Here is a 26,292-nt window from a genome sequence, read left to right on the forward strand (position 1 = left end):
ATTACTGTCCAAATGCCTCTGACGCCTTTGCCAGCGCATCCGGCTCGTCAATGCCGTAAACCGACAATTCACGGTCAATTCGCTTCGCCAGCCCTGCAAGGACTTTACCGGCGCCGCACTCTACAGCGATCCGAACATCATTTGCCACCAGTTTACGAACTGTATCGGTCCACAACACCGGAGAGTATAGCTGCTTGACCAGATTAGCCTTGAGGGACTCACTGTCCTGGGCGACGGAAGCGGTAACATTCTGTATGACCGGGATGACAGCATCGTTAAACGTTACTTCGTCCAACGCGGTTGCCAGCTCCTCTGCGGCTCCCTTCATCAGGGCACAGTGGGAAGGCACGCTCACTGGCAACGGCATGGCCTTGCGGGCGCCCCGGGCCTTGCAGGCTTCGATGGCGCGTTCAACCGCCTCTGCGGCACCAGCAATCACCACTTGCCCTGGAGCGTTGAAGTTGACGGCGGCCACCACATCACCATTCGCTGCTTCGGCACAGGCTGCTGTTACGTCTTCGTCTTCGAGACCAAGAATAGCTGCCATCTTGCCTTCGCCGGCTGGCACAGCGGCCTGCATGAGCTCGCCACGCAGTCGTACCAGCTTAATGGCATCAAAAAAGTTCAGGCTTTCCGCTGCAACCAGTGCGCTGTACTCACCCAAGCTGTGCCCGGCGACAAAGTCAGGCGCCTGACCTCCGGCTACAAACCACTGCCGCCAGAGTGCGACACTCGCCGCCAACAGCGCTGGCTGAGTAACTGTGGTCTGATTAAGCTCTTCCGCAGGCCCATGCTGGCATAGATGCCAGAGATCATAGCCCAGTACATCGGAGGCTTCGGAAAACGTTTTTTCTATGATCGGCCAGTTCTCGGCAGCTGCTCCCAGCATACCGACAGACTGCGATCCTTGTCCGGGAAAAATAAAGGCTGATTTCATAGTGGGAATCTTACCGTCAATGAGGGGTTACGGGAGATTAGCCAATAGTACAACCTGGGGGCCGATCCGGCCAATCTAGCAAAAATGGGGAGAGACTTTAGTCTCAGGGAGAGGCCAAGGCTTGAGCGCTCAGATCATCAGGTCATCGAGACGGTCGTTGATGCGGCTGGGCACTTCCAGCTCAACTTCACGAACGGCCTGACGTATGGCGGCCAGCATGGCACGCTCGTTGGCATTGCCATGACTCTTTATCACCACACCCTGAAGGCCCAGGAGACTGGCACCATTGTGCCTTGATGGATCCATAAGCCGAAGCAGCCGACCGATGATCGGCCGCGCCAAAAAGCCGACACACTTGCCGTACAACGTTTTGGTAAAGGCTTGCTCCAGAAGCTCAATCAGCAGGCCGGCAACACCCTCACCCGTCTTCAGGGCAATATTCCCGACAAAACCGTCGCACACCACCACATCCGCCACATCGCGAAACAGGTCACTGCCCTCAATGTATCCGATATAGTTGATGGTATCGCACTGAGCCAGCATGTGAGAGGCAAGCCGCACTTGCTCATTGCCCTTGATTTCCTCTTCGCCAACGTTAAGCAGAGCGACTCGCGGTTCTGGCTGATTGCAGATGGCCGACGCCATCAGTGAGCCCATCAGTGCGTACTGATAGAGGTTCTCCGCGGTGGAGTCCACGTTGGCGCCCAGATCGAGCACGTGGCAACGCCCCCGAAGCGAAGGAATCAGTTTGGCGATTGCAGGGCGTTCAATACCCGGATACATGCGGATAACAGAACGGCCGAATGCCATGAGTGCCCCGGTGTTGCCGGCACTGACGCAGCCTTGAGCTGCACCGTCGCGGACAAGCCCCAGCGCCACGGCCATGGACGAATTGCGTTTGTGGCGAAGCGCATGGGAGGGCCGCTCGTTCATCCGCACGACATCTGCAGCTTCGACGATACGAATCCGCGGGTGCCCAGGATGCAACAAAGCCTCAAGCTCACTCCGGATACCTACCAGAACAAGACTCAAGGCTTCGTTTTCTTTCACCGCATCCAGTGCAGCGGAGGCCACAATATCGGCTCCGCGATCACCACTCATGGCGTCAATTGCGATGGTGACCGGCTTCACCGTTCCTCCATCTCGCACTGGCGGGTGGATTTGCGCGCGACGGTTTACTCGTCGCGAGCCTCAATTACCTGCTTGCCACGGTAAAAACCGTCCGGCGACACGTGGTGACGAAGATGCACTTCACCTGTCGTGGTGTCAGTGGACAGAGCCGCCGTGCTCAGAGCGTCATGTGAACGGCGCATACCGCGCTTTGAGCGGGTCTTTCGGTTTTTCTGTACAGCCATGATTATGCTCCTGACCTGATAAACGTGTGTTCGTTAAATTCGCGACGGTTTCCAGGGAAAACGACGCCTGATTAATGTTTCTTTGTCTTGAGATCCGCCAGCACACTGAACGGATTGTCTTCAGCCTTCCTGACCGGCTCCTCGTCCCCGGATTCATCCGGCTCAAAAGCTTCCAGTTCTTCTCGGGCGGGACATTCGTCACGCTCGTGAAGCGGAAACGGAGGCAGAACCAGCAACAGTTCGTCCTCAGTCAAGGACCACAAATCCGCGCTGAAATCGTCCGTCAGAAACGGTTCAAGCTCTTTTGGCAACTGCTGGGCCTGCTCGTCGCTGGTCACCAACCCCAACGTAAAGCGGGAGACCAGTGTCTTTTGCATGGGCCCCATGCAGCGCTGACACTCCAGGGTAACCGGTGCCTCGAGCTCACCTGTCACCATGCGTCGGCGTTCGCCGTCCATGGAGAATGACAGGCTTACCCGGCACACTGCGCCGTCCTCAAAACCGAATACAGAATCACCAAAACGAGACAATGCCTGCAGAGGGATTTCTCCCTCCAACACTATTTCTTGCTCTGCCAACCGGTAAGGATCGACAGTTTTGGGCAGCTCGGTGCTTGAGGCTTTTGACATAGGCGCGCAATTTTAGGGACCTGGCCGCCTGCTGTCAAAGACTTCATGCGCTTTTGGCCAGGGGTTACGCTGCGGATAGGTGTATTCTACGATAATACCAAGCGATGACATAAGGAACCCAATGCAACACCACCCACTTCTACTTGCCTCATCATCACCTTACCGGCGACAGCTGATGGAACGGCTGGGGCTGCCATTCCAGGCTGCATCACCGAACGTCGACGAAACGCCAGAGGTGAGCGAGAGCCCGGAACAGCTGGCCGTGCGCCTGGCGCTGAAGAAGGCCGAAGCGCTCGCCGGGGATTACCCGGATCACTGGATCATCGGCTCTGACCAGGTTGCCTGCCTCGATGATGACACCCTGCTGAACAAGCCGGAAACCCATGAGCGTGCCGTGCAGCAACTGAAGCGCAGCAGCGGCCGGAAAGTTTCATTCCTGACTGGCCTGGTACTATTGGATTCCGGGACCGGCGAACGGCAGAGCCACTGCGAACACTTCCATGCCCACTTCCGGGAGCTCGACGCGGACGAAATCGACAACTACCTGCACGTTGAGAAGCCTTATGACTGCGCAGGCAGTTTCAAGATGGAAGGCCTGGGCATCACTCTGTTCAGGCGACTGGAGGGGGACGATCCGAACAGCCTGATCGGGCTGCCGTTGATCGCTCTCACCAGAATGCTCCTGCATTGGGGGCTGAACCCATTGCGCCAGCCCCGCAGCTCTCAGCGCAGCTCCAGTCGCGATTCAGCGAGATAGCTGGCAATACCACTGCCCACGGAAACGCCGAACTGGTCAACGATATTCTGGAACGGCGATTCACGGCGACTGTAGTCCACAAGATCCTCCTGGCCAATAACCTGCCTTGCCACGTGAGATGAGCTACCAAGGCCATCGATCAGACCAAGCTCGAGCGCCTGTTCGCCACTCCAGACCAACCCTGAGAACAGTTGCTCGTCATCCGCGAGCCGATCACCCCGCCCTTTACGCACACTCTCGATAAACTGACTGTGAGTGGTTTCCAGAACGTCTTGCCAGAACTTCACCTCTTCTTCTTCCTCCGGTGAGAACGGGTCCAGGAAAGCCTTGTTCTCGCCCGCCGTGTATAGACGGCGATCGACTCCCAGCTTATCCATAATCCCGGTAAAACCGAAACCGCCGGCCACCACACCGATCGAACCCACCAGACTCGCCTTGTCGGCGTATATTTCATCCGCAGCAGCAGCGATGTAGTAGGCGCCAGAGGCTCCAATATCGGAAATCACCGCGTACACCTTCTTTTCCGGATACTCGCCCCTCAACCGAACGATTTCGTCATAGACGTAACCGGACTGGACCGGGCTGCCGCCCGGACTGTTGATACGCAGGATCACCCCCACCGAATTCTCCGCCTCGAACGCTTCGCGCAGGGAACCTACGATGTTGTCGGCACTGGCAAGCTCGTCCGCCGCTATGGTGCCCTCAATCTCCACAAGCGCCGTGTGCTTTCCCTTGGCAGCGGATTCCAGCGCACCGCTGAGCGGGAACTGGATCATCAGTAGCAATGCAAAGAGATACCCAAATGTCAGCAGCTTGAAAAATATCCCCCAGCGGCGGCTTTTTCTCTGCTCCGACTGCAGCGACATCACCAGCTTTTCGATCAGCTTCCAATCGCGAGCTGACTCCGGCGGCATCGCCGGTGTGCGGCGACTCCCCGCGGCTCTGTTCGCCCCACTTTCTGGCTCGCTACCCCAGCCGGGATGTTTATCTGATTCCCACTCGCTCATTGCTACTTCCTGTTGCTGTTACGGTTCAGAGACAAAGGACGTCGCGCAGGTCTTTTACCGAATCGACGATCGCGTGCGGCGCGTAGTGCCCCAGCACATCCCGTTTATGCACACCCCACTCCACACCAATAGACGGCATTCCGATTCGCTGGGCCATCTCAAGATCGTACCGGGTATCGCCGATCATAACCGCTTCCGCTGGCTCAATGCCGTAGAAGCGAATGATCTCTCCGAGCATCGCCGGATCGGGCTTGGACCGGGTTTCATCGGCGCAGCGGGTAATATCGAAATGCGGGCCAAGGCCGCTGGACACCAGCGCACCCTCCAGACCACGACGGCTCTTGCCAGTGGCCACCGAACAGCCGCGACCGCCCAGACGCAGGTCAGCCAGTACATCTGCCATGCCTGCAAACACATTCTGGGGCGTGGTCACCTTGGCGAAAAAGTAACGGGCATAGCCCTCACGGATGGTGGTCATTTCCTCCCGCGTTATACCGGGATACAGTTTCTCCAGAGCCTCAATCATGCCCAGGCCGATGATATCGCGATAGGCTTCCCGCTCCAGTTCCGGATACCCCAATTCGGTGGCCGCCTGGTGAAGGCTGTCTGCAATATGATCAACGGAATCAACCAGCGTTCCGTCCCAGTCAAAAATCACGACCTTTACGTCCATTGATACTACCTTGGTACGGTTATCCTGCCTGCGAGCCACAGAATAACGGATTATTCGGATGCCTTCCGGCGCGCCGCCAGTTTGGCCATGAGTTCGCCGAAAGCCTCATCGTAGGGCGCCTCAAGATGAACAGACTCTCCCGAGGGGGGCAGCGTGAAATCCAGAGCACGGGCATGGAGCATCAAACGCTGACCGCCGGCGGAGCGAAATGCCCGCAGGCTTACATCATCCATATACTTGTCATCCCCGGCAATCGGATGACCGGCCCAGGCACTGTGCACGCGAATCTGATGGGTACGGCCGGTTACCGGTGAAGCCTCGACCAGGGTGTACCCTGAAAAAGACTCCAGCACCCGGAAGCGGGTGAGCGAGTCCTTTCCTGCGTCATCCACACGGACACGACGCTCACCGGAGCCAAGCTCAAACCGCAACAACGGCTCGCTGACTTTCTTCACAGATCCCGGCCAGTCACCCGCCACCAAGGCATGATAATGCTTACGAATACGCTTGTGACGCAACTCGTCCTGCAGATAACGCAACGCAGAACGCTTTTTCGCGACCATCACCAGCCCTGAGGTATCCCGATCAAGCCGATGCACGAGTTCCAGGAACCGAGCTTCCGGTCGTGCCGCCCGCAAGACTTCGATCAACCCGAAATCCAGACCGCTACCGCCGTGCACCGCGATACCCGACGGTTTGTTGACCACCAACATCTGATCATTCTCAAACACCACTGCGCTCTGCATGACGCCCTGAACCCGGGACCCCGGAACAACCTGCGCCGGCTTTTCCTTTCGGGTAACGGGCGGAATGCGCACCTCATCCCCCGTGTTCAGACGGGTGTCGGGCTTTACCCTGCCCTTGTTCACACGCACCTCGCCCTTGCGAATAATGCGATAGATAATACTGCGCGGCACATCTCGGATCTGCGCCATCAGGTAGTTGTCCACGCGCTGGCCGTGATTGTCCTCATCAACCACCACCTTTCGCACGCCCTGCTTAACCTCCCCGCCTCTGGGGCCGGGTGCAGCGCTGCTCTTGCCGCCACCGACAGACTGTGGTGAGGAAGGGGGACGTTTTTGCCTGGTCGATCTGGACATGGATACCTTACCGCGGGAAACCCTGCGGGATTGAAGGAGCCGGCGAATACTGTTATATTCCGGCGTGCTCTGCCGTTTGTCTACGGCCTGGCCAGTATGCCAGAAGCCGGAGCGGCAGGAGTATACCGACACTATTTGAGAGTTTGAACGCCGAAAGCCCAATCATTACCGGGCTCGGCGATTGAAATCCTCCCGGATCAAAACGGAAGATGCTGATGACAGCCACTGTCCGGGAACCGGGAGAACAAGAAACCGTACGGAAAACCGTCGGGCGACATCGCGAAGAATCTTTACCAGCACGCAGGGCCGGGCCGTCCAGCATACGAATACGACGTGAGACCTAGGCACCAGCGTGAACCTGAAAACGGATAACATGCGCCAACAGACTCTGACCCTAAGCGACTCTTTCCTGCCCACAGGCAGGCGAACCGTCAGCGGTGGCCTCGGAACCCCGGGGAAATTCCCCGCTGGGATCTGATTCGTCTGGCCGCCGGATTGCCCCTGTTACAAGGGGTCCGCGGCACGCAAGTTCTGCTTCGCTGATGCCATTCCCCCAGGTTTTCTGTCCAAACCAAACGACAGGAACCATTTCTTTCCATGAAAAGAATGCTAATCAATGCAACTCATCCCGAAGAGTTGCGCGTAGCCCTGGTTGACGGCCAGCGCCTGTTTGACCTCGACATCGAATCCAGCTCCCGCGAGCAGAAAAAGGCCAATATCTACAAGGGACGCATTACCCGTGTAGAGCCCAGCCTGGAAGCCGCCTTTGTGGACTTCGGCGCGGAGCGCCACGGATTCCTCCCCCTCAAAGAAATCTCCAAGGAGTATTTCAAGAAATCCCCCGGCCAGATTGAAGGCAAGATCAACATCAAGGATGTGGTTGCTGAAGGTCAGGAAGTTATTATCCAGGTAGATAAGGAAGAACGTGGTAACAAGGGTGCCGCACTCACCACCTTTATCTCCCTTGCGGGCCGATACCTCGTGCTCATGCCCAACAATCCTCGCGCTGGCGGCATCTCCCGTCGCATCGAAGGTGAAGAACGGGCGCAACTGAAAGAGGCTATGAACGATGTACAGGTGCCCAAATCCATGGGCATCATTGTTCGCACTGCCGGCATTGGCCGCACCACGGAAGAATTGCAGTGGGACCTGGACTACCTGGTACAGTTCTGGGAAGCCATTTCCCAGGCCGCCGGCGAGCGCAAGGCGCCGTTCCTGATTCACCAGGAAAGCAACGTCATCATCCGCGCTGTACGCGATTACCTTCGCCAGGACATTGGTGAAGTTCTGATTGACGCCGGAACGGTTTACGAGGATGTATTGAACTTCGTTCGTGCCGTCATGCCATCGTTCGAAAACAAGATCAAGCTGTACAAGGACGAAATTCCCCTGTTCAGCCGCTACCAGATTGAAGGCCAGATCGAAACCGCTTTCCAGCGTGAAGTGAAGCTGCCATCCGGTGGTTCCATCGTAATCGATCCCACCGAGGCGCTCGTCTCCATCGACATCAACTCCTCCCGTGCCACCAAGGGGCATGATATCGAGGAAACAGCGCTCCAGACCAACCTGGAAGCGGCGGAAGAGATTGCCCGTCAATTGCGCCTCAGGGACATGGGCGGCTTGATCGTGATCGACTTCATCGACATGACCCCGGCCAAGCACCAGCGCGAAGTCGAGCAGAAGATGCGCGAAGCACTGGAAATCGACCGTGCCCGGGTCCAGGTGGGCAAGATTTCCCGCTTTGGCCTGCTCGAGATGTCGCGTCAGCGTTTGCGTCCATCCCTTGGTGAAACCCGCAGCGAAGTCTGCCCTCGCTGTGAAGGTCAGGGCACCATTCGGGGCATCGAATCTCTGGCCCTGAGCATCATGCGCCTGATCTACGAGGAATCTTCCAAGGAAAAAACCGGTCAGGTTCGCGCCGTGGTGCCCGTCGCCGTCGCCACATTCCTGCTGAATGAGAAGCGCAAACAGTTGGCCGACATCGAAGCCCGCCAGGAAGTGGAAGTGGTGGTGGTTCCCGCGCCTCATATGGAAACGCCGCACTTCGAAATCCTGCGCATGCGTGACGATGAGGCCGGCGTGGAGCACGTATCGAGCTACCAGGTGGCCCAGGAGTACAGTGAGCGGGAAGAGGAAATCTTCGAGGCTCCCGCTGCCCAGCCACCGGTTCGCGAACAGGCAGCCGTGAAAGCCATTCGTCCGGTTGCACCGGCGCCTACCCCGGAAAAAGCAGCGCAAGAGACACCAGCCGAACAGACCGAAGGCCTGTTCCGCAAGCTTGGTCGCAAGATCGCCGATTTCTTCAGCGGTGAGGAAGTCATCGGTGAGCCACCGGTGAAACGGGAACATACTGCCGGCTCCAACCGTGACGACCGCCGTACTCAGGACCGCCAGGACCGTCGCAAATCCAGGGTCGCACGTGACGACAATCGTTCCGGCAATCGTAGCGGTGCCGACCGTCGTCAGGCCGGCGCCAATCGCGGTGATAGCAGCCGTAGCGACGACAACCGAGGACGTAACCGAGGTGCAAACCGCAATCGCGGAGACGGCCAGAGCCAGCAGGGCGGTGCCGACAAGACAGCCGATAGCCGTAGGGACGGCAATCGCAAAGACGGCCAACCTCAGGGCCAGGGTCGCGGACAGGGGCGCAACAAGCCTCAGACCAGAGACCAGAAGGACCGTCAGGAACCACAGGACACCGGAAGCCAGAAAAGCGCTGCTGCCGACAAGTCTGGCGCCGATGAAAAACGTCGCAAACCAAGACGCAACCGTAATCGCGACGGCTCCCCCGCTGAAAGCCCGGCGTCCACACCGGCAGATCGGAAGTCCGCCCGCAGCGAGAAACATCAGAAGGATACTCAGCCGGAAGAGCTGGCCGATAAGCAACCTGCCACTCAACCCGCAGGAAAACCGGACGTAGCGGCGGCCAATACGGCAGAGCCGAAGCCGGTGGAAAACCTGGCTGAAAAGCGTGTCGAAGCGAAGTCGGCGGAAAGTACAACGGAGGCGCCAATCGAGAAATCGCCGGAGAAGCCCGCTGAACCAACAGTCGATAGCGCAGAGCCCAGTGAAGCGCCCGAAAAGCAGCCGACGCCGGCAATGTCTGGCAATGCGAAGTCGGATCCGTCGGACACCGCTGGCAATGAGGCAGCGAAATCTGAGGCCGACACAAGCGTTGAGGAGAAACCGAAACGCCCTGCCCGGCCACGCCGGTCATCAAGGAAGCCAGCTGAAAAGAAAGCTGAAACCGCCAACGCAGATGCGACGGCGGACAAGGCTGAACAGGCAACTTCGGAAAAAGAGGCTCCAGAAGCCGCCGCAGAGACCGAGACCGCCAAGCAGGAAGTGGCCGCCAAGTCACAACCAGCAGAAGCTGACACCAAACCCAAGCCGGAATCCAAGGCCGACAGCACTGCCGACGCAGAGCCAACGACACCCAAAGCCGAGAAAGCGGAACAACCCGAAACCGCTCCCCCGGCTACCGAGCCGGTAGCAGCGGGTAAGGCTGAAGAAGCGCAGGAAGCCACCAGCAAACCGGCTGCGAAACCAAAAGCCGAGGCTACCCCGGCAGAGGAAACTCAAAAGCCTGCAGAGAAGCCGGCTGAGCCCGCGATCGAGCAAGAAAAGCCGAGTGAGCAGGTCAATGTACCGGTAACCCCGGGCCGCGCCTACAATGATCCGAGGGAAGTTCGTAAGCGTCAGCGGGCCGCCGAAGAGGCCAAAAAGGCCGGGAGTAATTAACGAATGCTATCAGATTCGGACATCGAAGCGCTGGAAGACATCCTTTTCGCAGAACCCTGGGGCGACGAAGCCCTGGATTTTTTCGGTTTGCATGGGGTTGTCTGCGCCAGCGTGGTAGGCCCGACATCCTTGAGCACTGAAGATATCTTCAGGCTGGCCACAGGCGCCGAACAGGCGCCCAGCGGCCAGGTTCCGGATGTGTTCCGCCAAGCCGTTGAGCAACTCGGCAGGGATATGGCACACGCACTGGACATGGGCCAGCCCCTTGAGTTGCCGGAGCCTGAAGATGGCGACCCGATGAATGCGCTGGAGAACTGGTGTGCCGGGTTCGTGGACACCTTCCTCGAGAACGAGGAAGCCTGGCTGGAAGCCGGCGAAGAAGAAACCGCAGACCTGCTGGTGCCGATGCTCACGCTGTCCGGACTGTTCGAGGATGAAGACTTCCAGAATGTCCGAAACAGCGAGAAACTGTCCCGGCAAATGGCAGACGCGATCCCCGACTCGCTGACCGACCTGTACCTGCTGTTCCACGCACCGGATTAAACCGCTGCGGGAACCCCTGCCGGTTGTTTGAAATGATGCCAGACAGGCTCAAGCCCGTCTGGCATTTTCATGATGGCCCCAAGCTCACACCAGGGCGCACCGGGAAAATGGAAATCGCTGCCCTGGGAGGCAAGCAGATTTTCCCGACGACACAGTTCCGCCAGAAAGCCCAGATCACCACTGGACTGCCCTGACGTTGAGACTTCAATACTCCGGCCTCCCGCCTGACGGAAGTCGGCAACGAGCGCACGCAGTTTGGTTGCGGTAAGCTTGTACTTCCTGGGATGAGCCAGCACGGCCACACCTCCGGCCTCTGTAATCCACCGGACTACCTCCGGCAATTCAGGCCAGAAACCCTTTACATCCCCCGCCTTGCCAGCTCCAAGGTAGCGCTTGAACGCCTGGGCGATATCCTTTACCACCCCCTCTTCCACCAGCACCCTGGCAAAATGAGGCCGACCGGGCACGTCGCCGACCGCCTTATCCGTTGCCTTCTCGAGCAGGTTTTCAATTTTCAGCTTTGAAAGCTTGTCGGTAATGGTGCGGGCCCGGGACCAACGGTTCTTGTTCTGCCGCTCCAACGCCTGCTTCAGACGCTCATCATCAACGTCAAAATCAAGCCCGACGACATGTATGGTGTGACTTTTCCAGAGGCAGGACAACTCGGTACCGGCGATCAGCGTAAGACCAGCCTCCCGTGCGGCCTCCGATGCTTCTTCAAGCCCGGCGATGGTATCGTGATCTGTTATGGCAAGGTGGGTAACACCTCTGGCGTGCGCACGTGCGACCAATTCCTTCGGTGGCAGCGCGCCGTCGGACGCCGTCGTGTGGCAATGCAGATCAATGCAGAAGTCAGCTTCTTGGGTTATAGTCACATCTTTCCCGATTTCAGAGTAAATACCATCAACGCCAGTGTACCAGCCAGGTATTACACTGTGTCAGTAAATATCCGGAGAATATCATGTACTACGCCATCATCAGCGAAGATGTCGAGAACAGCCTGCCGCTGAGGTCTTCTGCCCGTCCTGCCCACATTGAACGGCTAAAGCTGCTCAGAGACGAAGGCCGCCTTCTGGTCGCGGGCCCCCACCCGGCCCTGGACACACCGGAACCCGGTGACGCAGGGTTCACCGGCAGCCTGGTTGTAGCCGAATTTGATTCATTGGCATCGGCCCAGGCCTGGGCCGATGCCGACCCCTACGTGGATGCCGGTGTGTACCAGAAAGTGATCGTCAAACCCTTCAAGGCTGTACTGCCCTGAGGGCGCACGGTTGCCTGCACCTGGCACCATGAGCTTTTTGTAATGAACTCCACCTTGTATGACCCGGCATCTATGACAAAATTGCGCCTTAAATCGCTGTTCCAGGGAATAAAACCAGTGACGCCTTTACGTCTGATTACCTGCATTATCGTTTTGATGGTGGCTGCAACGTCAACCCACGCCAAAACCGTTTATGTCGATGACACGCTCTACGCTCCGATCCGAAGTGGTGAAGGGACACAGTACCGAATTCTGCACTCAGGAGTCCGGAGCGGGACCTCGCTTGAGCTGCTGGAAACATCGGAATCAGGGTATAGCCGTGTACGCACGCCGGACGGCATCGAAGGCTGGATGGTGTCACGCTATCTCACCGACACTCCTATTGCGCGTCAGCGTCTGGAAGCCAACAACCGGCAACTGGAGCAGGCTCGCAATGAACTGAGCAATCTCAGAACTCAGCTTGAAGAAGTCACCAATGAGCGGAACGAACTCAGGAGTTCGGAAGAGTCCCTGGAGGCTCGCTCAGGGAGACTCAGCGAAGAGCTTCGTAATATCAAGGAAGTCGCCTCGGACTCCATCAATCTGAATCGGCGGAATAGCGAGCTTCGCGAAGAAAACCAGAGGCTGCGCAACGACCTGGAAGTACTCACCGCAGAAAAAGAGCGCCTGGAAGCCAAAAAGGAATCCGACTTCATGCTACTGGGTGCAGCCCTTGTGCTGCTCGGGGTAATTCTGGCCCTTGTCATCCCATTGCTCAAGCCTTCAAGGAAAACGGACAACTGGGCATAACGCATCTCCTCCACAGCGGGAGATGTCGGAGGAATCGCCCCTCCGAAAGCCCACATATAGTGTTACTCGGGGAATCTAAATACTAAATATGAGGGTTTCCCGAATTTTTATTCCCATGAATTCTTTGACGCTTCCACCCTTAGCATTTATAACTAACAAAACAACAACCGCGAGGTGCCGGGATGTCTGAAACCATGAAGGACTATTCAGAAAAACGCGATTTCCACCGCATGACAATGAACTCGGAAATCGAACTCACAGACAACAATGGCGTCGCGATTCCTGGCATTTGCCGGGATCTCAGCGGCACTGGCATGCAGCTTTATGTGGAAAGGGCGTTTGCCGAAGGGGATGAAATCCACACCCTTCTCCCCTCCACCAGCGAGCAGTTCCCGCCGTTCGAAACGGTTTGCCGCGTGCTTCGCTGCGTTCCTGACGGGGATGGATTTCTCTTGGGCATGGAGATTGTAAAGGTAAAACGCTGACCGGGACGGTCCAGGGAAATGTAGCCCGGTAGTGCGTGGTGGAACTACCGGGCAAACGGCTGTATCAGTCGATCTTCAGTGGCTTTTCGGAAACCACGATGCCGTTGTTGTCTGCATAGATGTAATGGCCGGGGTGGAAGGTCACGCCTCCGAAGGTGACCGGCACGTCCAGGTCACCCACTCCACGCTTCTCGGTTTTGCGCGGGTGCGTACCCAGCGCCTGCACCCCCAGGGCCGTCTTTCCAATGACATCCACATCTCGAATGCAGCCATAGATCACCAGCCCGGCCCAGCCATTATCCGCCGCTTTCTCGGCCAGCATGTCGCCTAGCAGAGCGGCCCGCTTTGATCCGCCACCATCGACAACCATCACACGACCGTTACCCGGCAGGGCAACCTGTTCCTTTACGATAGAGTTGTCCTCGAAGCATTTTACCGTCACGATCTCGCCCCCGAAGGCGTCCACGCCACCAAAGTTGCGGAAACCCGGCTCTACCACCAGGATTTCGGGGTAATCGTCACACAGATCAGGGGTTACGATAGGCACGCACGCGCTCCTTTTCTCGAAATGGTCAGTCTATTTTCTCGTCCGCGAGGAAGAACCAGGTATCCAGTACCGAATCCGGATTCAGTGATACGGAATCGATCCCCTGATCCATCAGCCATTTGGCCAGATCAGGATGATCCGATGGCCCCTGGCCGCAGATACCAATGTACTTATTGGCCTTCTTGCAGGCCTGGATAGCACTGCCCAATAACGCCTTGACGGCATCATTTCGCTCGTCGAACAGATGGGCAATGATGCCGGAGTCCCTGTCCAGCCCCAAGGTCAACTGGGTCAGGTCGTTAGAACCAATCGAGAAGCCGTCAAAGTGCTCCAGGAACTGCTCGGCCAACAGGGCGTTAGCGGGCAGCTCGCACATCATGATTACACGCAATCCGTTCTCGCCACGCTTGAGGCCATTTTCCGCCAACAGATTCACCACCTGCTCAGCTTCCCCCACAGTACGAACAAACGGCACCATGATCTCAACGTTGGTCAGCCCCATTTCATTGCGGACTTTCTTCAGAGCCCGGCATTCAAGCTCAAAACAGTCGCGGAAGGTTTCGGAGATATACCGGGAAGCACCACGGAAGCCCAGCATCGGGTTTTCTTCGTCAGGCTCGTATAGGGTACCGCCGATCAGGTTGGCGTATTCATTGGACTTGAAGTCGGACAACCGCACAATCACCTTCTTGGGCGCAAAGGCAGCGGCAAGGGTGGATATTCCCTCGACCAGCTTATCGACGTAGAAGTCTACCGGCGAGCTGTACCCGGAAATCCGCTTCTCCACCGTCTGGCGGATATCCCTCGGCAGGCCGTCAAAGTTCAGCAGCGCCTTCGGGTGCACGCCAATCATGCGGTTGATAATGAACTCGAGCCTCGCCAGGCCGACACCTTCATTGGGCAAGGCCTGAAAGTCGAAGGCCCGGTCCGGGTTACCCACGTTCATCATGATTTTGAACGGAATGGCGGGCATGGAGTCGACCGTGTTTTCCTTAAGCTCGAAATCCAGGCTGCCCTCGTAGATCATTCCGGTGTCGCCTTCGGCGCAGGACACGGTTACTTCCTGGCCGTCTTTCAGTAGTTCCGTGGCATCACCACAGCCCACCACGGCTGGAATACCAAGCTCCCGCGCAATAATCGCCGCGTGGCAGGTGCGCCCGCCGCGATCGGTAACAATGGCGGACGCCCGCTTCATCACCGGTTCCCAGTCCGGGTCAGTCATATCCGTAACGAGAACATCACCCGCCTGAACGCGGTCCATCTCTTTGATGCTGTTTACAATTTTTACAGGGCCACTGCCAATCTTGTGGCCGATACTGCGACCTTCCACCAGGATGGTGCCAGTCTCATTGAGCAGGTAGCGCTCCATGACGTTGGCGGAGGCACGGCTCTTAACGGTTTCCGGGCGGGCCTGCACAATGTAGATACGGCCATCATCACCGTCTTTCGCCCACTCGATGTCCATCGGGCGCTGGTAATGCTTTTCGATGATCATGGCCTGCTTGGCCAATTCTTCCACTTCTGCGTCGGTGATGCAGAAGCGATTACGATCGTCCTGCTCAACCTTGACCGTTTCCACAAACTGCTCTGCGGCGGGGTCCGTATGATAGACCATCTTGATGGCCTTGCTGCCCAGGTTGCGGCGCAGAACGGCAGGCTTACCCGCAGTGAGCGTGGGCTTGTGAACGTAAAATTCATCGGGGTTCACAGCACCCTGCACCACTGTTTCGCCCAGGCCGTAGGAGCCGGTGATAAACACGACATCCCGGAAACCGGATTCCGTGTCCAGCGTGAACATAACCCCACTGGCAGCGGTCTCACTGCGCACCATCTTTTGAATGCCAGCCGATAACGCGACCTGTTTGTGATCAAACCCGTGGTGGACGCGGTAGGAAATGGCGCGGTCATTGAACAGAGAGGCAAAGACCTCCTTTACAGACGTCCGTACCTGCTCCAGGCCCACAACGTTCAGGAAAGTCTCTTGCTGACCAGCGAAGGACGCATCCGGAAGATCTTCCGCAGTAGCTGAAGAACGCACCGCCACGGCGAGGTTGTCGTTACCATCGCGTAACTTTGCATAGGCATCCGCAAGCGGCTTCTCCAGTGCGTCCGGAAATGGCGTATCGAGAATCCACTGGCGAATTTCGGAGCCGACCCGCGCCAACTCGTTCACATCATTGATGTCCAGGGCATCCAGAGCAGTGTCGATCTTCTCGCGAAGACCATCCTTAGCCAGGAACTCGCGGTAGGCATGGGCGGTTGTGGCAAAGCCACCCGGAACGGTAACACCTGCGTTGGCAAGATTACTGATCATTTCACCGAGGGAGGCATTCTTCCCCCCGACCCGGTCAACGTCTGACATTCCCAGGTGATCAAACCAGATAATGTAATCTTCCAAAGCGTGTCTCCCTTGATTCATTGTAGCAAAGAGCCAAACCGGACAGGTGGAGCTGATTTCAACCCTGCAATTACTGCATTCTCCACTGCGGGCTCTCGAACTTGGCGTGTATGATACTGTAACCTGTGGAATTTACCTAGGGTAGCCGCCAAATACGGAGCCGGACCGCACACCATGAAACGAACCGCTTTCTTTATATCCGATGGCACCGGCCTGACCGCCGAGGCCTTGGGGCACAGCCTTCTGGCACAATTTGAGAAAATCGAGTTTGAACGCATTACGGTGCCATATATTGATGACGCTGACAAAGCCCGGGAGATGGTCAAGCGTATTAATAAAGCGGAGGAAATCGATGGCATGAGACCGCTGGTGTTCGACACCATCGTTAATAGCGATATCCGTGATGTCATCGCCGGCGCAAATGGTTTCATGGTGGATATCTTCGGCACGTTCCTGAATCCATTGGAACAGGAGCTGCAATCGTCGTCCTCCTATACCGTTGGCAAGTCACACGCCATCAACAACGAAGGCAGTTACGAGCGGCGCATCCATGCCGTCAATTTCGCGCTGGATAACGATGACGGCGCCCGCACCCGTCATTACGACGAGGCAGACCTGATTCTCGTCGGTGCCTCCCGCAGCGGCAAGACTCCCACCTGCCTGTATCTGGCCCTGCAATATGGAGTAAAGGCAGCCAACTATCCCATCACCGAGGAAGATCTGGACGACCAGCAGATGCCCGCTGCGCTGCGCCCTCACAAGGAGAAAATTTTCGGGCTGACCATCGAGCCGGAGCGGCTGGCCACCATCCGAAACGAACGCAGACCAAACTCCCGTTATTCGTCTATGAAGCAGTGCATGCATGAAATTGAGGAGATTGAGCTGATGTACCGCCGGGAACGAATTCCTTACCTCAACACGACGGCGTATTCCGTGGAGGAAATTTCTACGCGCATCATGGTCAGCACCGGGCTTAAACGGAACCGCTAAAGCAGATAACAAAAAGGCCGGCGCCCTCTCCCATGAAGAGCGCCGGCCTTCCGTTACGAGGTGCGTTCAGGCTCTTTATAGCTCCTGGATTTCCAGCCCCAGTTTTTCAGCGGTATCACGATTTTCGAAGCTGGTGACAACTGCCACACTGGCGCTCTCCGGCTTCAGCCACTCGCGGGCCACCCGCTTCATATCATCCAGGGTCACTGCCAGCACCCGCTCCCGGAAACGCGCGCGCTGCTCCGGCGTCCGGCCAAACAACCTGTTGTGGAAGGCATGGCGGGCAGCACCGGCTGGTGACCGTGGGCGGTCCAGTTGCCCGATCACGCCGAGAATGGACTCTTCCAGTTCCTGAGGATCGTGCTGCTCGGTCTGCAGCCACTCCAGGGCGTTGTCAAAATCCTCCAACGTCTCGCCCAACCGGGGATCACGGTAGGAAAAGAAACGGAAAGTACCGTTCACGCTGTCCTGGCCAGCACCACCACCATAGGCGCCACCCTTTTCACGGATGGCCCGGTGCAGGTAGCCGTTGCGCAGGAAACCACCCAAAACGGTCAGTGCCGCTGCGTCCGGGTGGTTGATCGCAACCGTACTGTAGGCTTTGGCGCAGAAGTTCACCTGGGTTGACGTTAGCCATGCCTGGCGCGCCTGGTAACTTACGGGTTCAAGCTTCCAGACTGCTTCCTCTCCCGGACCAGAGTCACCCCAAACGGTCTTCAGCTCCGTCAGCATCGGGTCCAACTGCTCTTCCTCACCGATCAGCAGGAATTGACGAGACTGGCTCCGAATACGTTCGTGCAGTGCTGCAAGCCGCTCACATAAGCTGTCGAGCTCAGCCGGATCGCTGATCGACTTGTCGAGTGCCTTGACACCACGAATAGCCTCCAGCCCGCCCAGACGGAACGACAGCCACGCCCCCGGACTGATTCCTTGCGATGCCGCTCCCATGGCCAATGCATGGCCACTGCCTGTAACCGCCTGCTCACGGCGGGAACGAATCTGGGCAATCAGCTCGCGCACACGCTCTTTCTCATCAAAGCGGGCGCCATTAAAGACGTCGTTCAGCAGGCGGGTCAACGCCTCGCGGTTTCGAGCCAGCGCCTTGCCATTAAAGACGATATAACCCTCAAGATCCTGAACATCGTCGATTCTTCCCTTGGCGGAGAAAGACGCACTGATGCCACCGGATTCCGCCGAGATGCGGTCCTGCATCTGCAGGTAATCCAGTTCGCCGCAACCCACTTCCGGAATCAGGGTGGTGTAGTACGGCAGCAGCAACAGCTCTTCCTCTGTCAGGTTCGGTACCGGCAGGATCACCTGCTCGTACACCAGACCATTGGTGCCACGGGCATAAATGGTCGCAGGCATGTCGCCGGCGAACCGCGCCTCGGGTTCCGGCAACTGCAGGGGAACGTCGGTCAGGTCAACCTTCGGCAGGATGGAATCGTCGTCTTTCCGTGTCTGCCGCTCTTCCAGGGCCTGGGCGCGCTCGATAATCTGGCGAACCTCTTCGTCAGTCAACGAGGCCTTGCGGCGGGCAAGGGCATCGCGAATTGCCGCCTGACGACGACTCTCCAGCTTGTCATCCGGGCGCAGTGTCAGGGTGACGCGGTGTGGGTTTTCCAGCAGTTTGCGGCGGATCAGGCCTGGCACATACTTGGGGTCACGGATTTTTTCCCGCATATCGGCCAGGACAGGCTCCAGATCCAGAAGCTCAACCGGATCGCCGCCATGGACCATCGGCGAAATCGCGGTCATGATCAGTTGCAGGCCATATGGGAAGCTGTCGCCGGCAATCTCGCGCTGGTGCAACTCCAACTGATGCAGAATGGCTTCCAGGCGATCTTCGCTGACGCCCTCTTCAACCACCTTGGCCAACGTCTGTTCGATCAGCGCTTCAAGGTCGTCCTGTTTCTCCGGGTCACTGCCTTCAATGCCGCAGACAAAGGTCATTTCACGGTTGGAGTCTTCCAGGCCGCACATCGGAGACGGCGAATGACCAATATCGGTGGTTTCCAGCGCCCGCATCAGGGGCGACGCACTGTTCTCCAGCAGGACGCTGGCAAGCAGTTGCCCCTCCAGGTTTTCCTGCAGGTCAAAGCTGTGTCCCAGCAACCAGCCCATCACGATATGGGTTTTGTGGTCGGTTTCCTCGCCTTCACTGACGGCGTAACTCTGGTCGACACGCACCGGTGAAAACATCCGTTTCTCATCCCGTACCGGCAGCTCCACATCCAGACGATCAAACCGCTTCAGGGCCAGCTCCTCCAAGCGTTCATGATGCTCGTGAGCGGGAATATCCCCGTAGGTCGCAAAGATCGCGTTGCTGGGGTGGTAATGATGACGGTAGAAGCGCAACAGGTCGTCGTAGCTGAGGTCCACAATGTGGTCTGGCTCACCACCGCTGTTGTAGTGGTAGGTAGTAGTCGGGAACAAGTGGCTGGACAGGTTCTGCCATAGCTGTGACGTGGGGGCACTCATGGCACCCTTCATTTCGTTGTAGACCACACCGCGGTAGACCAGGTCGGTGGACGGATCGTCTGGCGTATCGAATTCGAGGCGATGCCCTTCCTGCGCAAAGTCCAGCGGATCCAGGGAGGAAAAGAACACCGAGTCCAGATAAACCGTCAGCAGATTGTCGAAGTCCTTGCGGTTCATACTGGCAAAGGGGTAGGCCGTCCAGTCACTGCTGGTAAAGGCATTCATAAAGGTGTTCAGGGACCGGCGAATCATCATGAAAAACGGGTCGCGCACCGGAAAACGCTCGCTGCCACACAGCGCCGTATGTTCCAGAATATGGGCAACACCGGTGGAATCCATGGGGAAGGTTCGCAGGGCCACAAAGAACACGTTCTCATCGTTATCCGCCGCCAGGTGCAAGTGCCGGGCACCGGTTTTGCGATGACGGTATTCCTCGACCGTCACGTTCAGCGTGCTGATCCGGTGACTGCGAAGCTTCTCAAAGGCCGGATGGACGGTGTTTTCGATCACTGCAGCCATTCAAACTGTCCTGTCTTTAACTAAATGGGGATTGTAGGGTAACACGTACTTTCTATTATCATGCACTAACCAGAAGCGACAAGGCAGTACCCAATTCCATGACCACCGAACCCCATGGCATCCACACATCGGACGCTCTGCCAAAGTCGGCCAAACCGGCTTCCAAGGCCACCAGTCATCGCCGCACAATCCATGCGCCGGAAGTAGCCGCCTACTGGGCCGAACGTCGCCGCTATCTGGAACGCATTCGCCGCGTTCCAGAAGTAAGGCAGCGTTACTGGCGCGCCATCGGTATGTATCTGCTTCGCAGGTTGCTCTGGTCCTTTGGTTTCTTTCCGGTTTTCATCGCGTTCTGGGTGCCTTTTGTGCTTTCCAGCTTCAACCCGGTGGTCATGGCATCCGACCTGATCCCGTTGCTCGAAGGGTTTGTCGACGCCAATCCGGAAATTCAGGCCAACACTCTGAGCACGCTGGTCATCGCCTGGGCGTCGATCGGGTTCTTCTTTCTGGTGTTCGATTTTGTGTTAACGCCGTTCAAATCCCCTTACGAATATGAAGCAGACGTGTACATGCGCTCCTGGGAACAGCTCAACCATGACCAGCTTCCGGACAAAGTGTGATTTGTCCTGCATTCTCGTGAACTTCAGTGACTTTGTGTTACATAACATTGCCCCGACTGGGTAAGATGAAGCGGTGCCATCCCCGCGCCCTGTTGAACAACAACGAAGAAACGGGCGGAATAGTGGCCGTTACACGAATGCAGAATTGAGAGGTTGTCCATGGTCGATTTCAGACCCCTCCTGTTTGTCAACGCACTGGCATTGATGCTTCTGGTGACGGCAGGCTTTGCGTCTGTTCGCGATGACCTGTCCAGGGAGATGAAACCGGTAGCCAGCGCGCCGGACGCCAAAGAGACCATCACCCGCGTGTCCAACGACTCTCCAGCACAAGCGCAGCGCTCGGACGAACTTTACCAACCGGATACCAGGGAAGACGTAGCTGAAAATGACCTCGAATTGCCTCTGGAAAACGACGCCCTGGCGGCAACCGGAGAAACGTCAGTCAACGGCTCTGAGACCGCGTCCGATACCAACCGCATTAACGCCGAACCTTTTACCGTACCCGATCTGCCGGAAGACCCCAAAATGCTGGCGATGGCAGAGCCAGTGGCTGCCATACCGGAAACCGAGACTCGAAGCGATGCGCCAGAGCCTCCCACAACCGGATTGCTGATCCTGCGCTCCAATGTCGTCGGCGACAACGTCACCATCAATGGAAAGGACCACGGGGCCACACGACTGGACCTGGATCTGAAACCGGGCAAATACGACGTCACCATTCGCAAGGAGGGTTACAAGCCCTGGCAACAGACCGTAGCTATCGCCGCCGGCAACGAGAAAACCCTGGTGGGCAAACTGGAAGCCTATACGAAGGTCAAGTACAGGAACGGGACCTGGGTTGGCGGTATTAAAACCGGTGATGGCACCTATGACGACGCCGACGGACTCAGGTATGAGGGGCACTTCGTAGACGGTGAGTTTGATGGCAAGGGCACAGCCTGGCTCTCGGATGGCAGCCGCTACGAAGGCGACTGGCAAAGGGGCCAGCGTCATGGCGAAGGCACTTGGCGTGATGCGGATGAAACCCGCTACACCGGCCAGTTCCGCAATGACCAGTTTGACGGCCAGGGCACGCTCACCATGGCCAATGGCGACATTCTGACGGGTCAATGGTCAGGAGGCAGGCTCAACGGGCATGGTTCACTAACCACCTCGGACGGGATGCTCTATGTCGGCGGCTTCAAGGATGACGAGTTCCACGGCGAAGGCACCCTTACCTACCCCGACGGGCGCCACTACGAAGGGGAATTCTCTAACGGCGAGTTCCACGGAAGCGGCAAGGAAGTCTTCGCCGATGGAAAAAAATACGAAGGTCAGTATATTGAAGGCTCGTTCCACGGTAAGGGACTGCTACTGAACCCCAATGGCAGCTCGATTGAAGCGACCTTCAGGTACGGCGAACCCTACGGACAGGTACGCCTGACAACGGCAGCCGGGGAGGTATTTACTGCCCGGACCAAGGAACCCGGTGTTTGTTATCGGGAGAAAAGCTACCGGGCCACCCAATGCCCGACACTTGAAGGCTGGTAAACGCCCGCCCGATAATGAACACACACGCTGTAAAGGTTGAGGTTGTGACATGGCGATCAAGAATGCACTCCTGGTAGACGACTCGAAAGTGGCTCGATTTGCCCTGAGCAAACTGCTGGAAGGCCGGGACATGGAGGTGAACATGGCTGGCTCGGCAGAGGAGGCATTGGATTTTTTGAGTTCCCATCAACGTCCGGACGTGATCTTTATGGATCACCTTATGCCGGGCATGAACGGTGTGGAAGCCACCAAGGCCATTAAGGGCAACCCGGACACCGCAGCCATTCCCATCATCATGTGTACCTCCAAGAAATCGTCGTCTTTCATGGAGGAAGCCCGCAACTTCGGTGTTTACAATATTCTGACCAAACCACCACACACCGAAGGGCTCAGTCTCGTGCTCGACCAGCTCGACAATGATGTGACCGAAGGCAACCTGCCCGAACCGCCGGAACTGGATACTGAGTCCAATGAATTGGACGATGATATCCTCGACATCCCCTCCGATGCTTCCCTGGAGATGTCACCAAAGGCCGACGATGGGCTACACGCGAGCGACAACAACGGCCCCCAGGTTGTCCCACTGACCAGCGACCTGATCGAACAGATAGCCCGCTCAGCAGTAAAAACCCACATTAACAACCGCCTGCACGAGTTACTCAGCTCGCTGTTCGACGAGCAGTTTGACCATCTCAAGCGGGTACTGGACGAATCCAGCAAAAAGCAGGAAACCGCGGTTGAGGAGCGCCTGAACGCGGTGACCGAAATGATCGAAGAACGCACCCGCAACCTGCGTGACGACGTGGCGGCGGAAGTTAACCTGAACCTGAGCCGGGAACTGGCTGACCTGCGCAAAGACCTCTCTCGCAATACCGGCTTCACCGGTGACCACATGGCGGAGCTCAAGGATCACATCACCAGCGTACAAACCATTGATACCGAGTTCTGGCAGACCCTGCAATCCGAGGCCATCCAGCAGGCCCATGAGATTTCCCGGGAAACCGCGGAGGACATCGCCCAGCGCACCATTGACCTGTTCGTGGCACAACAGCGCTCTGCCACTTCTCGCATCTACACCGTCGGCCTGGCCGCCAGCCTTGGCATTTTTGCGGTGGGCATCGCCTGGCTATCAGGGTTGTTCGGCTAACTCGCCGCTGATGCGGCGCCAATCCTCGGGCGAATCCACATCCTTTCCGGCGCCGATCATGGCCAACCGGGTCGCGCCATGTCTCGCCAGCACGGCAGCTGCCCCTCTATCCCCTTCGAGGGCCATGATCTCAAGCCACAGACGTCGGGGAATGTAAGCCGGCGCCCCCGGTTTTCCCTGCAGGTCTGCAGCAGCGGGCTGCGAAGGATTCATTCGCGCCATCTCGGCGAGGGCAAGCATCGAATCCGACGAGATTAGTGGCTGATCCAGCAGCACCACAAACACACCTTTCACTCCTTGCCCGAGGCTTGCTACACCGGATTTCAGTGATGCAGACATTCCTTTCGGCCAATCCCGGGCAACCACCCAGGCCGAAGGCTGGCTCCGGCAGCGATAGCGAACGAGGGGGTACCAGCCACCGACGACTACCGTGACAGGCCCTCCAAGTTGCCTGGCCTGACCGATAGCATGGTCCAGCAGCGTGCCTGAGCCCACCGGCAACAGGGCTTTTGCGCGACCCATCCGTCGTGAGGCGCCCGCTGCCAGTACCAGCGGGGGGAAACCTTTTTTCGTCGCCTGTATGGTTCTCACCCACTCTGAACTGCCCCTCATTTTTGTCGTGCACGTTACGCAAGACTGCTAGCACTGTCGGATTTTTGCTAGAATCCGCCCATCAATCAACCTCATCTTGCCAGGCACCTCCGATGAATCACCTTTTCGTAGACAATCTGACGGTTATCGACTTCGCCTACCTGGATGCTTCCAGGGGACTGGTGGGGGAAAGCTGGATTGTGGATGTGGTACTCGGCGGTGAGCTGGACGATCAAGGCATGGTGTTCGATTTCAGCAACGTCAAACGCACCATTAAACGGGTCATCGATGAGCGCGTGGACCACCGGCTGGTGATCCCAAGAGCCTATAAAGGGCTTGAGTGGAATGAGGATGAGCCAGACAGTTTCACCTGGCATCTGACCGACGGCACCCGGATTCTTCATCGATCCCCGGACGAAGCGGTGGTGTGGCTATCGTCTGATCGTGTGGTGCCTTCTGCCGTTGCCCGGCTGTTGGAGCAGGAATTACGGGCAGTGTTGCCGGCAAACGTAACGGATGTGGACATTGCATTGCGTGAGGATGTGATTGAAGGGGCCCATTACCATTATGTTCACGGCCTGAAGAAACACATGGGCAATTGCCAGCGGATTGCCCATGGGCATCGCTCGCCTATTCGGATCGACCGCAATGAGCACAGAGACCGGGACCTAGAGAACCAATGGGCCAAGCGGTGGCAGGATATCTATGTGGGCTCCGAGGAGGACGTAACCCAACGCTGGGTGGCCGAGGATGGCACAGCGTACGTCACCTTTGAATACGAGGCGAATCAGGGGGAATTTGCGCTGACGTTGCCGGAGAACCGTGTTTATATGCTGGATTCAGACACCACAGTGGAGCTTATTGCGGCGCACATTGCCGGACAGTTGAAATCCGAGTTTCCGGAGGACGCCATTCGTGTCAAGGCCTATGAAGGCGTCGGCAAAGGGGCTATCGCCTCCCGCTGACAATTTCTTCAGACACAAAAAAACCGCCCGAAGGCGGTTTTTTTGATGGCTTACCGGCGGACTAAACCGGTTGAGCCGTATTGGCGTCCCCTAGGGGGTTCGAACCCCTGTTGCCGCCGTGAAAGGGCGGAGTCCTAGGCCACTAGACGAAGGGGACTAGAAATTGGTGGAGCCAAGCGGGATCGAACCGCTGACCTCAACACTGCCAGTGTTGCGCTCTCCCAGCTGAGCTATGGCCCCTCAACGGCTGCGTATATTAAGGATCGACCCTTGGGGCGTCAACCTTTTTTCCAACGTTTTTTCAGTTTCGTGAACATCCCTGTTCTGGTCGCTTACTAATTCAACAGATTGGTTATTCCGCCAGCAATGCCGCGTATTCTTTTTCCACTCGCTTGGTTTCCTTCTTGGAGAATCCACCCACTACCTCAAGGGCATGGCGCAGGCGTGACCGGGTCATGTCCGGACCGAGGATAGCCATCGAGTCCATAACGGACCAGGAGTTAGGAGTACCGGCGACAGCAACGAAGATGGCAAACATGAAATCACCCATCTTCAACTCCATGGCCTTGGCCAGAGCTTTAACGTCGGCAAAGATATTCTCTTTGCTCCAATGGCGCTGTGCTTCAAGTTTCCACAGGGTAAACTGAAGCACCCGCTTGACCTGGCCTTCCTCCAGCTTGTTGTGATCGAAGTCTTCCGGCTTGAGGTTGAGCATGCCGGAGAACATGAACGAGGCCATCGGCGATACATCGCTGAACACTTCCGCCCGGCCCTTGATGTGAGGCACCAGATCCCGCAGCGCCTGTTCGTTGAACCACCAGTGGCGCATGCGCTCGACGAACTGGTCGTCGCTGAGTTCGTCACGGATCCACTGTCCGTTGAGCCAGCGCAGCTTTTCCACGTCGAAAACCGGTCCACCCAGGGACACGCGCTGGATGTCGAAGTTTTCGATCATTTCATCCAGTGTGAACTTCTCCCGCTCATCCGGCATGGACCAGCCCATACGGCCCAGGTAGTTGGTAACCGCTTCCGGCAGGAACCCCATGCGCTCGTAGAAGTTGATACTGGTGGGGTTCTTGCGCTTGGACAGCTTGCTCTTATCCGGGTTGCGCAGCAGCGGCAGGTGGCACAGTACCGGCATGTCCCAGCCAAAATATTCATACAGCAACTTATGCTTGGGCGCGGAGTTGATCCACTCTTCCCCTCGCAACACGTGGGTGATTTCCA

General features: G+C 57.3%; 24 protein-coding genes and 2 tRNA genes. 11 read left to right on the top strand and 15 right to left on the bottom strand.

The features are described 5' to 3' along the window. Position 1 precedes the first annotated feature (1 nt). The 4 genes from fabD to MDG893_RS12105 all read right to left on the bottom strand — a co-directional run bounded on the left by fabD (position 2) and on the right by MDG893_RS12105 (position 2,921). Positions 2-937, bottom strand: a complete 936-nt coding sequence (gene fabD / locus MDG893_RS12090) for an ACP S-malonyltransferase (RefSeq protein WP_040474551.1) — start codon at positions 935-937, stop codon at positions 2-4. A gap of 129 nt (positions 938-1,066) precedes the next feature. Then, complete coding sequence (plsX, locus tag MDG893_RS12095) at positions 1,067-2,068, bottom strand: phosphate acyltransferase PlsX (RefSeq protein WP_007154072.1); 1,002 nt, start codon at positions 2,066-2,068, stop codon at positions 1,067-1,069. A 44-nt stretch (positions 2,069-2,112) separates the two neighbouring features. Beyond that, a complete protein-coding gene (rpmF, locus tag MDG893_RS12100) occupies positions 2,113-2,292 on the bottom strand; it encodes a 50S ribosomal protein L32 (protein WP_007154073.1) in 180 nt (59 codons plus the stop codon). Between the two features lie 71 nt (positions 2,293-2,363). Then, positions 2,364-2,921: a YceD family protein gene (locus MDG893_RS12105; RefSeq protein ID WP_007154074.1), complete on the bottom strand. Its 558-nt coding sequence runs from the start codon at positions 2,919-2,921 to the stop codon at positions 2,364-2,366. Between the two features lie 121 nt (positions 2,922-3,042). On the opposite strand from MDG893_RS12105, the gene MDG893_RS12110 reads away from it, so the two are divergent. Then, positions 3,043-3,678, top strand: a complete 636-nt coding sequence (locus MDG893_RS12110) for a Maf family protein (protein ID WP_040474552.1) — start codon at positions 3,043-3,045, stop codon at positions 3,676-3,678. On the opposite strand, the gene MDG893_RS12115 is transcribed toward MDG893_RS12110, so the two are convergent. Genes MDG893_RS12115 through rluC form a run of 3 tightly spaced genes read right to left on the bottom strand, consistent with a single transcriptional unit; the run spans position 3,645 to position 6,458 of the window. After that, on the bottom strand, positions 3,645-4,685 hold the full coding sequence (locus tag MDG893_RS12115; protein WP_007154076.1) for a S49 family peptidase: 1,041 nt from the start codon (positions 4,683-4,685) through the stop codon (positions 3,645-3,647). The genes MDG893_RS12110 and MDG893_RS12115 overlap by 34 nt on opposite strands. 25 nt (positions 4,686-4,710) lie before the next feature. Then, on the bottom strand, positions 4,711-5,358 hold the full coding sequence (locus MDG893_RS12120; protein WP_007154077.1) for an HAD family hydrolase: 648 nt from the start codon (positions 5,356-5,358) through the stop codon (positions 4,711-4,713). A 50-nt stretch (positions 5,359-5,408) separates the two neighbouring features. Continuing rightward, positions 5,409-6,458, bottom strand: a complete 1,050-nt coding sequence (gene rluC / locus MDG893_RS12125; RefSeq protein ID WP_083797697.1) for a 23S rRNA pseudouridine(955/2504/2580) synthase RluC — start codon at positions 6,456-6,458, stop codon at positions 5,409-5,411. Between the two features lie 597 nt (positions 6,459-7,055). Between rluC and rne the strand changes: the two genes are divergently transcribed. Then, a complete protein-coding gene (gene rne, locus MDG893_RS12130) occupies positions 7,056-10,199 on the top strand; it encodes a ribonuclease E (RefSeq protein ID WP_007154079.1) in 3,144 nt (1,047 codons plus the stop codon). 3 nt (positions 10,200-10,202) lie between these two features. Next, positions 10,203-10,742 carry a YecA/YgfB family protein gene (locus tag MDG893_RS12135; RefSeq protein WP_007154080.1) on the top strand — a complete coding sequence of 180 codons (540 nt, stop codon included), beginning with the start codon at positions 10,203-10,205 and terminating at the stop codon, positions 10,740-10,742. Here the strand turns inward: MDG893_RS12135 and MDG893_RS12140 are convergent. Beyond that, entirely contained in the window at positions 10,739-11,617 is an 879-nt protein-coding gene (locus MDG893_RS12140) for a PHP domain-containing protein (protein ID WP_007154081.1), read from the bottom strand. The two genes, MDG893_RS12135 and MDG893_RS12140, sit on opposite strands and share 4 nt — an antisense overlap. A gap of 86 nt (positions 11,618-11,703) precedes the next feature. Here MDG893_RS12140 and MDG893_RS12145 point away from each other — a divergent pair, with 86 nt between their 5' ends. From MDG893_RS12145 to MDG893_RS12155, 3 genes are all read left to right on the top strand, one after another. Further along, positions 11,704-12,003: a YciI family protein gene (locus tag MDG893_RS12145; RefSeq protein ID WP_007154082.1), complete on the top strand. Its 300-nt coding sequence runs from the start codon at positions 11,704-11,706 to the stop codon at positions 12,001-12,003. A 117-nt stretch (positions 12,004-12,120) separates the two neighbouring features. Next, positions 12,121-12,792 carry a TIGR04211 family SH3 domain-containing protein gene (locus tag MDG893_RS12150; RefSeq protein WP_040474557.1) on the top strand — a complete coding sequence of 224 codons (672 nt, stop codon included), beginning with the start codon at positions 12,121-12,123 and terminating at the stop codon, positions 12,790-12,792. A gap of 182 nt (positions 12,793-12,974) precedes the next feature. Continuing rightward, positions 12,975-13,277: a PilZ domain-containing protein gene (locus MDG893_RS12155; protein WP_007154084.1), complete on the top strand. Its 303-nt coding sequence runs from the start codon at positions 12,975-12,977 to the stop codon at positions 13,275-13,277. Positions 13,278-13,341: 64 nt separating this feature from the next. Here the strand turns inward: MDG893_RS12155 and rraA are convergent, their stop codons facing one another. Further along, on the bottom strand, positions 13,342-13,824 hold the full coding sequence (rraA, locus tag MDG893_RS12160) for a ribonuclease E activity regulator RraA (protein ID WP_007154085.1): 483 nt from the start codon (positions 13,822-13,824) through the stop codon (positions 13,342-13,344). A 25-nt stretch (positions 13,825-13,849) separates the two neighbouring features. Further along, entirely contained in the window at positions 13,850-16,222 is a 2,373-nt protein-coding gene (gene ppsA / locus MDG893_RS12165) for a phosphoenolpyruvate synthase (protein ID WP_007154086.1), read from the bottom strand. Positions 16,223-16,396: 174 nt separating this feature from the next. Between ppsA and ppsR the strand changes: the two genes are divergently transcribed. Continuing rightward, the gene (gene ppsR / locus MDG893_RS12170; protein WP_007154087.1) at positions 16,397-17,212 is read left to right on the top strand and encodes a posphoenolpyruvate synthetase regulatory kinase/phosphorylase PpsR; all 816 of its coding nucleotides are present in this window, start codon (positions 16,397-16,399) and stop codon (positions 17,210-17,212) included. 75 nt (positions 17,213-17,287) lie between these two features. Here ppsR and MDG893_RS12175 read toward each other — a convergent pair whose 3' ends face one another. Beyond that, positions 17,288-20,212 (bottom strand): insulinase family protein, encoded by a 2,925-nt coding sequence (locus MDG893_RS12175; protein ID WP_007154088.1) that lies wholly within the window; start codon positions 20,210-20,212, stop codon positions 17,288-17,290. A 98-nt stretch (positions 20,213-20,310) separates the two neighbouring features. On the opposite strand from MDG893_RS12175, the gene MDG893_RS12180 reads away from it, so the two are divergent. The 3 genes from MDG893_RS12180 to MDG893_RS12190 all read left to right on the top strand — a co-directional run bounded on the left by MDG893_RS12180 (position 20,311) and on the right by MDG893_RS12190 (position 23,509). Beyond that, positions 20,311-20,832 (top strand): hypothetical protein, encoded by a 522-nt coding sequence (locus MDG893_RS12180; RefSeq protein ID WP_007154089.1) that lies wholly within the window; start codon positions 20,311-20,313, stop codon positions 20,830-20,832. 159 nt (positions 20,833-20,991) lie between these two features. Then, positions 20,992-22,362, top strand: coding sequence for an MORN repeat-containing protein (locus tag MDG893_RS12185; RefSeq protein ID WP_007154090.1), 1,371 nt, complete (start codon positions 20,992-20,994; stop codon positions 22,360-22,362). Positions 22,363-22,411: 49 nt separating this feature from the next. Continuing rightward, complete coding sequence (locus tag MDG893_RS12190; RefSeq protein WP_007154091.1) at positions 22,412-23,509, top strand: response regulator; 1,098 nt, start codon at positions 22,412-22,414, stop codon at positions 23,507-23,509. Here MDG893_RS12190 and MDG893_RS12195 read toward each other — a convergent pair. Next, positions 23,492-24,100, bottom strand: coding sequence for a nucleotidyltransferase family protein (locus MDG893_RS12195; RefSeq protein ID WP_167319396.1), 609 nt, complete (start codon positions 24,098-24,100; stop codon positions 23,492-23,494). The two genes, MDG893_RS12190 and MDG893_RS12195, sit on opposite strands and share 18 nt — an antisense overlap. Before the next feature lie 113 nt (positions 24,101-24,213). On the opposite strand from MDG893_RS12195, the gene MDG893_RS12200 reads away from it, so the two are divergent. Beyond that, positions 24,214-25,065: a 6-pyruvoyl trahydropterin synthase family protein gene (locus tag MDG893_RS12200; protein ID WP_007154093.1), complete on the top strand. Its 852-nt coding sequence runs from the start codon at positions 24,214-24,216 to the stop codon at positions 25,063-25,065. An 81-nt stretch (positions 25,066-25,146) separates the two neighbouring features. On the opposite strand, the gene MDG893_RS12205 is transcribed toward MDG893_RS12200, so the two are convergent. The 3 genes from MDG893_RS12205 to MDG893_RS12215 form a co-directional block, all read right to left on the bottom strand. Then, positions 25,147-25,222: transfer RNA gene (locus tag MDG893_RS12205), tRNA-Glu, on the bottom strand. 7 nt (positions 25,223-25,229) lie between these two features. Next, a tRNA-Ala gene (locus tag MDG893_RS12210) sits at positions 25,230-25,305 on the bottom strand. 112 nt (positions 25,306-25,417) lie between these two features. Continuing rightward, positions 25,418-26,292 (bottom strand): glutamate--tRNA ligase (locus tag MDG893_RS12215; RefSeq protein ID WP_007154094.1); only part of this gene is annotated, 875 nt, incomplete at its 5' end.

The organism is Marinobacter algicola DG893, from assembly GCF_000170835.1.
In the GTDB taxonomy this organism is placed as follows: Bacteria; Pseudomonadota; Gammaproteobacteria; order Pseudomonadales; family Oleiphilaceae; genus Marinobacter; species Marinobacter algicola.